12 protein-coding genes are annotated in these 11,638 nt (G+C 44.4%); all 12 read left to right on the top strand.

Annotated features, from left to right (window positions below; translation table 11 throughout):
* The first annotated feature begins 26 nt into the window (after window positions 1-26).
* Genes GW828_RS11165 through GW828_RS11115 form a run of 12 tightly spaced genes read left to right on the top strand, consistent with a single transcriptional unit; the run spans window position 27 to window position 11,607 of the window.
* Window positions 27-281 (top strand): phosphopantetheine-binding protein, encoded by a 255-nt coding sequence (locus GW828_RS11165; RefSeq protein ID WP_011635842.1) that lies wholly within the window; start codon window positions 27-29, stop codon window positions 279-281.
* Window positions 282-289: 8 nt separating this feature from the next.
* A complete protein-coding gene (locus GW828_RS11160; RefSeq protein WP_124017468.1) occupies window positions 290-538 on the top strand; it encodes an acyl carrier protein in 249 nt (82 codons plus the stop codon).
* Window positions 538-1,089, top strand: a complete 552-nt coding sequence (locus GW828_RS11155; RefSeq protein WP_273058887.1) for a COG4648 family protein — start codon at window positions 538-540, stop codon at window positions 1,087-1,089. Before GW828_RS11160 ends, GW828_RS11155 begins: the two co-directional genes overlap by 1 nt.
* A complete protein-coding gene (locus GW828_RS11150) occupies window positions 1,082-2,449 on the top strand; it encodes an AMP-binding protein (protein ID WP_124017466.1) in 1,368 nt (455 codons plus the stop codon). Before GW828_RS11155 ends, GW828_RS11150 begins: the two co-directional genes overlap by 8 nt.
* Window positions 2,442-2,831, top strand: a complete 390-nt coding sequence (locus GW828_RS19285) for an ApeI family dehydratase (RefSeq protein ID WP_124017465.1) — start codon at window positions 2,442-2,444, stop codon at window positions 2,829-2,831. Before GW828_RS11150 ends, GW828_RS19285 begins: the two co-directional genes overlap by 8 nt.
* Window positions 2,828-4,585, top strand: a complete 1,758-nt coding sequence (locus GW828_RS11145) for a glycosyltransferase family 2 protein (RefSeq protein WP_420542423.1) — start codon at window positions 2,828-2,830, stop codon at window positions 4,583-4,585. The genes GW828_RS19285 and GW828_RS11145 overlap by 4 nt, the downstream gene beginning before the upstream one ends.
* 3 nt (window positions 4,586-4,588) lie before the next feature.
* Window positions 4,589-6,151: an HAL/PAL/TAL family ammonia-lyase gene (locus GW828_RS11140; protein WP_273058888.1), complete on the top strand. Its 1,563-nt coding sequence runs from the start codon at window positions 4,589-4,591 to the stop codon at window positions 6,149-6,151.
* A complete protein-coding gene (locus tag GW828_RS11135) occupies window positions 6,152-6,583 on the top strand; it encodes an acyl-CoA thioesterase (protein ID WP_124017462.1) in 432 nt (143 codons plus the stop codon).
* On the top strand, window positions 6,583-7,335 hold the full coding sequence (locus GW828_RS11130) for an outer membrane lipoprotein carrier protein LolA (protein WP_273058889.1): 753 nt from the start codon (window positions 6,583-6,585) through the stop codon (window positions 7,333-7,335). The genes GW828_RS11135 and GW828_RS11130 overlap by 1 nt, the downstream gene beginning before the upstream one ends.
* Complete coding sequence (locus GW828_RS11125) at window positions 7,335-9,734, top strand: MMPL family transporter (RefSeq protein WP_273058891.1); 2,400 nt, start codon at window positions 7,335-7,337, stop codon at window positions 9,732-9,734. The genes GW828_RS11130 and GW828_RS11125 overlap by 1 nt, the downstream gene beginning before the upstream one ends.
* Entirely contained in the window at window positions 9,735-10,997 is a 1,263-nt protein-coding gene (locus GW828_RS11120) for an NAD(P)/FAD-dependent oxidoreductase (RefSeq protein WP_273058893.1), read from the top strand.
* Entirely contained in the window at window positions 10,987-11,607 is a 621-nt protein-coding gene (locus GW828_RS11115) for a DUF3261 domain-containing protein (protein ID WP_273058895.1), read from the top strand. Before GW828_RS11120 ends, GW828_RS11115 begins: the two co-directional genes overlap by 11 nt.
* Window positions 11,608-11,638: the final 31 nt, after the last annotated feature.

Here is an 11,638-nt window from a genome sequence, read left to right as displayed (position 1 = left end):
AGCCATACTGATAAGAAAGACAAATAATGAACTTACACAACCAAATAAAACAACTGATCATTGATTGCTTAGATTTAGAAGATGTCACTGTCGATGATATCGAAACTGACGCGGCCTTATTTGGTGACGGTCTGGGGTTAGACTCGATCGATGCGCTAGAGTTGGGCTTGGCGATTAAGAAAGAGTTTGATGTCAAAATTGAAGCCAATTCAGATGCAACTAAAGCACACTTTTTCAGTGTTGCTAGCTTAGCTAGCTTTATTGAATCTCAACGTGTTTAGGAGCTAGCATGCAAAATCGTGAACAAATACTCGAAATGCTTAGCACTATTTTAGTTGAAGACTTTGAAATAAATGCGGCAGATATCACCCTCGAAGCCACTTTGTACGAAGATCTGGATTTAGACAGTATTGATGCCGTTGACTTGGTGATTAAATTGCAACAGCAGACCGGCAAAAAAATTCAGCCTGAAGCCTTTAAAGCAGTGCGAAGCGTCGATGATATCGTCAATGCCATTGAAGGTTTAATTAAAAGCTAATGCGCTTAGTCCTGCTGATTATCACAACTTTGGTTATTATCACTTATCCTTTAGCTGTGTACTTTGGATTGCAATATTTACCACCGGGCACAATCGCCTTATTACTATGCTTATCGTTAATAATGCGATTTATTATCAATAAACAGCAAGTAAGATCCATGACGCTGCCAATATTGATTGGTATAGGATTAACTGCAGCCAGTTTTATTGCTCAGCGTCACGACTGGTTATTGTTCTATCCAGTGGTGATAAATATGAGTATGTTGGGATTATTTGGTTATTCACTGATTAATGGCCCAAGCATGATTGAGCGTTTAGCGCGCTTAAAAGAGCCTGACTTACCAGACTCCGCCATTACTTACTTACGCACTATTACCATACTCTGGTGTGGGTTATTTATTATTAATGGTGCCGTGGCTGCCTATACAGCCATGGCAACCAGTATTGAAATATGGACACTTTACAACGGACTGATAGCTTATCTGCTTATGGGTATGCTGCTCAGTGGAGAATGGATTTACCGTCGTTTTTGGTTGAAAAAACATGAATAAACTTTTACTCAATTGGTTAGCAACAGGGCCGGCCTCTCAGCAGCTGATAAGCTTTGATCATCATGACATCATGACGGGATCATTATTTTGTGCCCAAGTTGCTCATCTGCATGCGCAACTGAGCCAAAGTACAGCGAAGCGTTGGTTGCTTGCCGCCAAGCACAGTGACGTATTTGCCGCAGGTTTATGCGCGGCATTGTTGGCGGGTAAACAAGTGATATTACCTGCCAACACCCAAGGTGGCACCTTGAGCCAACTTAATCATGAATTTGATGCCATTATTGCCGACAGACCTCTATGTGAGGTGCGTGAGTACATTGCGCTAAAAAAAGAATTAAGTTTACCCGCTGCACCTTGGCCGAAAACAGAAACCTTGGGGGAATTAATCTTATTCACCTCAGGCAGTAGCGGTCAACCCAAAGCGGTTAAGAAAACCTTGCAACAACTGGATGCTGAAGTCAGCATTCTTGAACACACCTTCGCCGAACATTTACCTCATTGCTCAGTCGTTTCAACGGTTTCGCATCAACATATCTACGGCTTATTATTTAAAATTCTCTGGCCTTTGGCTGCGAGCCGCGCATTCTTAAGCGAACAAATCGACTATCCAGAAACCTTAAGCTACTACTTGGCTATTATGCCAAATTTATGTTTAATCAGTAGTCCTGCTCAATTGACTCGCTTACCTGATGCACTTGAAAACCAAAGGCAACAACGTATTCCTAGCTTAATTTTCAGCTCGGGTGGCCCGTTAAACTTTGAGGCAGCCCAGGCGGTTAAGCACTGTTTTAATCAATTACCGATTGAAATATTTGGCAGTACTGAAACTGGCGGTATTGCCTATCGCCGCCAGCTGCAACCTCAGCAGCCATGGCAAGCCTTTAACCAAGTCAATATTGATATCGCGCCACAAGATGGAGCATTAATGTTGCAGTCAGTCTATTTAGACGACCCAACTCAATGGTTAAAATGCGATGATAAAATTGAACTGGTAAATGATGGTCAGTTCCGTTTATTACACCGACTTGACCGCATTGTAAAAATTGAAGAAAAACGTTTGTCATTAGCCCAAGTTGAGCATTTACTGCAAACGCATCCTTTTGTGCGCGAAGCTGCGGTCACGGTATTAGAACAGCCGCGGACCATGTTAGGTGCTGCAATATGTTTAAGCGAGTTAGGCTTGCAAACCCTAAAGGACGAAGGCAAATTGGCAGTTAATAATGCATTAAAAAGCCATTTGTTGAGTCAGTTTGAGCGCATCACGTTACCAAGACGCTGGCGCTATCCAGAAAACTTGCCGCTCAATAGCCAAGGCAAGCGTACCCAATCAGAAATTGTAGCCTTATTTAGTCATGATTAAGTCCGAATTACCTCATATCATTAGCCATGAAGGCGATAATAATAGCTATCATTGGCGCTTATTTATTAGTGCAGATTTAGCCTTTTTTAAGGGCCATTTCCCAGAGCAAGCTGTATTACCTGGGATAACTCTAGTCGATTGGGCGGTCAAATTGGGTTGCGAGGCATTTGGCTATTCCGCTACGGTTGCCACATTAGAAGTACTTAAGTTTCAGCAACTCATATTACCCGACACCTATGTTGATTTGGTGATTGAACACCAAGCACAAAAAGCAAAACTGATTTTTAGTTACCGCGATCAAGATAAACGCTTTGCTTCTGGGCGTATTGTTATCAAACCCGCATGGGTTAATGCAGCAACCAATATTGAGAGTGACTCATGAAGCTCGCCTTGGTTATTCCTAACTACAATCATCATATCGCCATAGAGAAAACCCTCGCAGAGTTGGCAAAATTCAACCTGCAATGTTATTTGGTTGATGATGGCAGCCAAGATGAAACTCGTTACCTATTGCACGCCATGGCGGAAAAATTTGCCTGGGTAACGCTTATTAGTCATCCGTTTAATCGTGGTAAAGGAGCCGCTGTGACTAGCGGGCTGCGCCAAGCTTATCGTGATGGTTTTAGTCATGTATTACAGGTCGATGCTGATGGACAGCATAATTTAGACGATATTCCGTTAATGATATCGACCAGTAAGCAGCACCCACAAGCATTAATATCTGGCCAACCAATTTATGATGAGTCTGTACCTAAAGGGCGTTTATACGGGCGTTATATCACTCATTTTTGGGTGTGGGTTGAAACCTTAAGTTTTGATATTCAAGATTCTATGTGTGGCTTTCGGATCTACCCACTCGCTGCGACTGAGCAATTATTTAGCCAGCAAGCGTTAGGCGAACGGATGGACTTTGATATTGAGATCATGGTCAAGCTTTACTGGCAAGGCACTGCCGTCGTGCAGGTGCCAACCAAAGTCATCTATCCTGAAGATGGCATCAGTCACTTTCAAGGCGTTCAGGATAATGTGCGCATCAGCTGGATGCACACCAAGTTATTTTTTGGCATGTTAGGGCGTCTACCACGTATTATTAGCACACGGTTTTTGCAGCAAAAAGAGTCGCCCAAAACTCAAATTCAGTCACCAAAACATTGGTCCACAATGACCGAGCGAGGCAGTTTTTGGGGGATTAAGCTGTTAGCCCAATGCTATCGTTTGGGCGGGCATTGGTTGTGCCGAGCGGTTATGTATCCAGTAATTTGTTATTTTTTTCTCACTGGCTCAACAGCTCGACTCGCATCATTAGACTTTTTACGCCGAGTTCAACAGCAACAACCCAATCACCCTCATCTCAGTCGCGAGGTCAATTGGCGCGATAGCCTCAAACATTTTTTTGCCTTTGGTAATGCCGCCCTCGATAGAATTGACGCTTGGTGTAACCGGATAAATCTAGACCAAGTCGACTTTGACGACCGTAAAATACTCGCAGATCAAGCGGCTACTGGCAGGGGCGCCGTATTAATTGTGTCGCATTTAGGTAATATGGAACTGTGCCGCGCTATCTCTGTCCACCAGCAAAATGTCAAAGTGAATGTGATGGTGCTAACCCAAAATGCGGAAAATTTTAATAGGGTTCTACAGCAGCTTAATCCACAAAGTAGCCTAAATTTAATCCATGTTAACGAGCTCGATCCGAGTACTGCCATGTTACTGCAGCAAAAAATCAACCAAGGTGAAATTGTGGTAATTGCCGCTGACCGCACCTCGTCGAGCAGCCAGGGCCGTGTAACCTATTTACCGTTTTTAGGCCAAGATGCAGCGTTTCCACAAGGGCCATTTATTTTAGCAAGCTTACTCGACTGCCCGATTTACACCTTATTTTGTATTCGTCAGCATGGCCGTTATCAAGTACATGTTGAACATCTAAGCGACAGCTTAAAAGGTCCACGTACAGGTCGAATTGAACGCTTAACCGACGCCATGAGCCAATACAGCCAACGCTTAGCGCATTTTGCCCAACTCGCTCCGATGCAATGGTTTAACTTTTTCGATTTTTGGCGCAAAGACGAGCTGGTATGGCGTGATACTCAGCACTCTCCCTCAAGCGCAACCCATTTACCCAGTCAGGATAGATAATTAATGAGCCATTCATCTTCAATGTCATCAACCGCCGACAGCACAGTGCATTTAGGCCAACGCTATCTTAGTCTTGAGCAAGTGGTGGCTATAGCCAAAGGCGCTGCGGTCAAACTGACAGATACTGCTGACTATGTTGAATATATTCAAAAAGGTGCACGCTTTATTGACAGCGTACTCCATGAAGAAGGCGTGGTTTATGGCGTGACAACGGGTTACGGCGACTCGTGTACAGTTAATGTTAGCTTAGATTTAGTCCACGAATTACCGCTGCACTTAACCCGCTTCCATGGCTGTGGCTTAGGCGATGTATTTAGCCCGATGCAAGCCCGCGCGATTATGGCTTGCCGCTTAAACTCACTGGCGGTGGGCAAATCAGGCATAAGTTATTTACTGCTACAACGCATCGAGTGGCTCTTAAACAATGACATTACTCCAGTGATCCCCCAAGAGGGCTCGGTCGGCGCCAGTGGCGATTTAACCCCATTATCTTATCTTGCTGCGGTATTAGTTGGCGAACGTGAAGTGATTTACCAAGGTAAACGCCAAGCGACTAAAGATGTTTATCTACAATTTGGCATGATGCCATTAACCTTGCGCCCTAAAGAAGGTCTCGCATTAATGAATGGTACTGCGGTTATGACGGCACTTGCTTGTTTAGCCTATGACAGATCGCAATATTTAACCCGCCTATCAAGCCGGATAACCGCCATGGCATCGTTAACGCTCAAAGGTAACGCAAACCATTTTGATGAAATTTTATTTGCCGCCAAGCCTCACCCAGGTCAAAACCAGATTGCCAGTTGGATCCGTGAGGACTTAAATCATCATGTGCATCCCCGAAATTCAGACCGCCTACAAGACCGTTATTCTATCCGCTGTGCACCGCACATCATCGGCGTATTGCAAGATGCTCTACCCTTTATGCGTCAGTTTATTGAAACCGAACTTAACAGCGCTAACGATAATCCGATTGTTGATGCCGAAGGTGAACATATTCTCCATGGTGGCCATTTTTATGGTGGCCATATTGCCTTTGCCATGGATGCGATGAAAAATGCCGTAGCCAATATCGCCGACTTAATCGATCGCCAAATGGCCTTAGTGATGGACCCTAAATTTAACAATGGCTTACCAGCTAATTTATCTGCTGCAGAAGGTGAGCGCCGTGCAATTAATCACGGTTTTAAAGCCGTGCAAATTGGCGTATCAGCATGGACTGCTGAAGCATTAAAAAACACTATGCCAGCCAGCGTGTTTTCACGTTCAACAGAATGTCACAACCAAGACAAAGTGAGCATGGGCACCATAGCTGCACGTGATTGTATGCGTATTTTACAGCTCACAGAACAAGTCGCTGCCGCGGCATTGTTAGCCATGAGCCAAGGTATTCAACTGCGTATTATGCAGCAAGAACTCGATGCGAGTTCATTAACCCCCTCTCTTGCAACGACCTTAGCCCAAGTCAGCGAAGATTTTGAACTGCTAACCGAAGACCGTCCTTTAGAGACGGTATTGCGCCAAACAGTGGAAAAGATTCAATTGGGTCTGTGGGAGGTGTGCTAAATGAAAGGTTTATTACTGACCGAAATGGACATGGTGATCCCGTTTCACGATGTTGATTCGATGGGCATCACTTGGCATGGTAATTATTTACGTTACTTCGAAGTTGTGCGCTGCTTATTGCTGGATAAACTCGGTTATAACTACCGTACTATGCAACAATCGGGTTATGCGTGGCCGATTGTCGATGTACAAGTAAAGTATGTTAAAAGCAGCACTTTTGATCAAAAAATCAAAGTGATCGCCGCCATTGTTGAATGGGAAAATCGTTTACGCATTAACTACCAAATTGTTGATGCCCAAACCAATGCGCGGATAACGAAAGGCTATACCATTCAAGCTGCGGTAGATATTACGACCGAAGAATTATGCTTTGTCACCCCTGAAGTATTTCAGGAAAAAATTCGTCGATTACTTGATGTGAGCCAAGCTTAATGAATACTCGCAAAGGCATGTTTACTCAGGTTTGGATAGTGATCTGCCTCTGTTTGCCTCTTGGCAACATTTTCGCCAATGAACATTCACTAGCAAGCAGTAATGAACCACTGACTCAAGCGCAACTGGCAGATGTTCAGGCGTTGTATACCCAACCCGCCACCACAGAAGCGCTCAGTGCGCTAGCGCAACAACTGAATTTACAACTTGATACCAGAGGGCAGTTTATTCAGCAGCGTCACTTACAGGTGCTAAAAAAGCCCTTGCTCAGCCAGGGACAATTTATTTTTAGTCCGACGCAAGGGTTAGTATGGCAGCAGCTGCGACCATTTAGCACCTTGATGGTGCTAAAAGATCAGCAGTTAATTCAGCAAAACAGCCAAGGCAAGGTGCAACAACTGAATGCTATGGCCAGTGGTAGTCCAATCGCACAGCAAGTACCGCGGTTACTGCAAGCAATTATGGCGGGTAATATTGCTGCTTTAAGTGCGGATTTCACCTTATTTATGCCCGCTAATTACAACGCAGGCACGCCATGGCAACTTGGCTTGCAAGCTAAAGACCCACAACTACGTGCATCCATGGGCAATATCACGCTCAGTGGCGATACTCTATTACGCTCATTAATCATCACCAGCAGCCAGGCCGATATCAGCGATTATACTCAAATTCAATTTCTTGATGCCCAGCAAGGGCCGCTCAGCACAACTGAACTCGAGCTTTTTAGCCTTGGCAGTGAGTCCAATCAATAATGCTTCGATTATCGCTTAATGCAGTGTTATCTCCCATTGGGCGTTTTGCCTTATGGGGAGTATTGCTGCTAGCAATGATAGTCACAGGCTTTGTGCAATGGCAGCAAGGTGCACATATTCAGACTGATATTTTGGCCATGTTGCCGCACCTACAACAAGATAAGCTTACCGAGAAAGCCTTAAACAAGGTAGAACAGCAACTAGCTAATCAAGTGTATATTGCGGTAATTGCTCCAAACGAAACCCAAGCTATCGGCGCAGCCAAGCAGCTGATGACATCGCTCAATCAATCCAATCAATCGCCCTTTACTGCCGTTCGCAGCGGCGCAGATGATAATCTACAACACTTAGCTAAAGTCTACTTCGAACATCGCTTTGGCTTACTGACACCAGAGCAAGCGCAGGCCATTGAAACCGATAATTGGCGCCAACTGCTTACCGCAGCCCAAAGCCAACTTTATAGCACATTTGGTTTTGCCAACAGCCAACTGCTCAGCAATGATCCATTACTGATGTTTCCAGCCAACTTACTGGCGTTATCGCCCAATAATGCGCTGCGCAGCCAACAGGGTATTTTACTCACAGATTCTGCCGACGGTGTGGCGGCGATTGTGATGGCCAAAGGCCGTGACAGCGCCTTTAGCCCCAACGCTCAGCAACAGCAAATTCAAGCATTGGAATCTGCGTTGAGTCACATTAACCAGCAATATTCCCAAGTGAGCTTTCTTAAGGCTGGGGCGTTATTTCATGCCATTGCTGCCACCGAGTCAGCCAAACAAGAGATCAGCCGCATTGGCTTAATTTCCATGTTGGGGATTATCTTATTGGTCTGGTTGGCATTTCGATCAGTGATGCCATTATTTGCGGCACTACTTACCTTAACGAGCGGTGTGGTGTTTGCGCTAGTCGCCACCTTAAGCCTTTTTGGCGAGCTGCATTTACTGACATTGGTATTTGGCACCAGCTTAATTGGCGTAGCGATTGATTACAGCTTTCACTTTTACTGTGAAAAACAGGCTCACCCCAATGACAACGCCAGTGACACCTTAAGGCGTATTTTTCCGGCGCTCACTCTCGCTCTTGCTACCAGTGCCAGTGCCTTTATCGCTATTGGTTTTACCCCGTTTCCTGGGATGCAACAGGTGGCAGTATTTTGCGCCGCTGGCTTAATAGGTGCGTACCTAACCCTACTACTGGTGTTCCCATTATTGGGCAACCATGCGCTTAAACCAACACCTGGATTAACCCTAGCACAAGGTTATCTAACGTTATTAAAACGCATTTTTACTGCGCCGCAATGGTGGCAAAAAATCACCATTGCGGCACTGCTGCTGTGTTTAACCGCTATATTATTTTTTGGCTTATCCAAAGCAGACGCTAATGATGATATTCGCCAATTACAGCAAAGTCCTGCAGCCATCACCACAGAAGAAAATAAGCTTAGACAACTACTTAGCGGCGGCACAGACAACCAATTTATTTTAGTCAGCAGTAACAATGAACAAGGTTTATTGCAAACCTTAGAACAACTGACACCTGTGCTTAATCAAGCCATTGGCGATGGCGAATTAGACCAAGCCATTAGCCTAAGCCGCTTTATGCCCAGCATTGCCAGTCAACGCCACAATTATGAGTTACAACAACAACTTTATCAGCAACATTTGCACGAAATCATTAGCAACATGGGCCTAGATGACAACATAAATACCAGCCTGTTGAGACAACTTGAACAGGCAAAATCAAAATATCTAACCCCAAAAGAGGTGTTAGCCCTAGCCAATGATGACTTACGTGCCTTATGGCTTGGTGCTGTAGCGACCACAGAGCAAACCCAGCAATATGGCGCAATTGTATTGCTAGGTGGCATTCACTCATTAGCCTCTATTGAGCAACGACTGACTCGCCATGATTGGTCTTTGGGGCAGGTGCAGTTAATTGATAAAGTCGGTGATATATCGGCTTTAATGGGCCAATATCGTCAACTAACATTGCAGTTATTAGTGTGGGTATTTGCTTTGGCTTGCCTACTCTTCAGTATTAAATACGGCATTAAGCTAGCATTAGCCATTGTTTCAGTACCCGCGTTATCAGTACTGCTCACCCTGGCGTGTTTAGGCTTAGTTGGTTCAAGCATTAGCTTGTTTCACGCCTTAGCGCTTATTTTAGTGCTGGGAATTGGTATCGATTACAGTCTCTTTTTCGCCGAAGCCAAACACACCAGTCGCGGAGTCATGATGGCTATCTTTATGTCAGCCTGTTCAACACTATTGGCTTTTGGTTTGCTGGCGCTGAGTCAAACTCATGCGATTCACTTTTTTGGTCTTACATTATTATTTGGGATCAGTTTTTCCTTTTTGCTCGCACCATTTATTTCATTTATCACAAGGAAAACAGTGTAAATGTTAAGCCATCAGACACATAAAATCAGCAACATGGATGTTGATGTAGCCATCATTGGCGCCGGCCCTTCAGGTGCTATAGCCGCAAGCTTGTTACGCCAGCAGGGCCATCGCGTTGTGGTGATTGAAAAACAACATTTTCCGCGTTTTTCAATTGGCGAAAGCTTACTCCCCTGTTGCATGCAATTTATTGAACAAGCCGGCATGCTCGAAGCCGTTAATAATGCTGGGTTTCAGTTTAAAAACGGCGCAGCATTTAGCCACCAAGGTCGCTATACCACCTTCGACTTTACCGATAAGTTTACTCCAGGCCCGGGTACCACCTTTCAAGTTCAGCGGGCTGATTTTGATAAACTCTTAGCTGATACAGCAATAAGCCAAGGGGTTGAGATTCGATTTGGACATCAAGTCGATGCAATTGATTTAACTCACGATCCTCGCTTAACCGTAACCAACGAGCAAGGATCACAGTATCAGGTGAATGCTAAATTTGTGCTTGATGCCAGTGGCTTTGGTCGAGTACTACCACGATTGTTAAACCTAGAACAATCGTCAACGTTACCCCCACGAAGTGCTATTTTTACCCATATTGAAGACAACATCAGCGATCCTAGTTTTGATCGCAATAAGATCCTCATTAGCGTGCACCCCAAGCATAAGGATATTTGGTACTGGTTAATCCCTTTTAGCAATAATCGGTGTTCAATTGGGGTGGTCGCTGAACCGCATTTACTCCAACGTTTATCTGGTAGTCTTGAACAACAGTTGTTAGCTATCATCAATGAAGAGCCGGTACTGCAACGCTTGCTGACCAAGGCTAATATCGTTCAGCCCTGTGCCACCCTAAAAGGTTATTCGGCCAACGTCACCACTTTAGCAACCAACAAGTTTGCTTTATTGGGTAATGCAGGCGAGTTTCTTGATCCGGTATTTTCATCAGGGGTAACGATTGCAATGCAATCAGCATCTATGGCTGTAGCATGTTTACATAAGCAACTTAATGGCCAAAAAATTGATTGGGATAGCCAATACTCAGAGCCATTAATGCAAGGGGTTAATACCTTTAGAACTTATGTCCAAGCTTGGTATGATGGTCGATTTCAAGATGTCATTTTCTATCAACAACCTAACAACACCATTAAACAAATGATTTGCTCAATCTTAGCCGGCTATGCTTGGGACATGAATAACCCATTTGTAAAAGAGTCTGAACGCCGCCTCAATACCATTGTCGAGTTATGTCGGGAGCCCAATGTTGCTTAACTTATTTGGGCATTTTATTGATGTGTTATCACGCCGTGTTGTGGCCCTGCTTCTGTTAAGCTTTTTAACCGCTTGTAGCCAGCAAATAGCCAGACAAACTTGTGTCCCTCTAACGAGTGAAGCACAATATTGCTTAAATCCAACCTCGTCGGTATTAACTGATGCTCAGCATCAAGACATTAATTTAACTCAAATGGTTAACTTTACCCGTGGCCAAGATAGCCATGAGTTATTAACCCAGCTTGACGTTAATTCACAACGGATGACATTAGTGGGATTAGCCCCGCTTGGGCAAGCGTTATTCACTCTTGTATACGATGGACAAACTCTGCAAAGTGAGCAAAGTTTGTTATTGGGTAAACAGTTTAAAGCAGAATACTTGATGGCAATAATGCAGTTAATTTACTGGCCAACAGAGCAAGTTAATCAACAATTGAGTGGTGGAAACTTGGTAACAATATCCTGTGATATGGCACTATGTAAGCAACTGGTCGATGATAATGGCGCGTCAATAACATTAACGTACAACAATATTGATCCTTGGTTGGCACAAGTGAATGTCGACATCGATGCTGCTGATGTTCACCTGCAAATTAACCCGATTGAATAATCAGTGTGCCACCAATAAACAGACAGTGATA

Origin of the sequence: Shewanella vesiculosa, assembly GCF_009994065.1 — a bacterium.
Taxonomy (GTDB): domain Bacteria; phylum Pseudomonadota; class Gammaproteobacteria; order Enterobacterales; family Shewanellaceae; genus Shewanella; species Shewanella vesiculosa.
The sequence above is the reverse complement of the archived record's forward strand: the minus strand, read 5'-3'. Positions and strand labels throughout refer to the sequence as shown.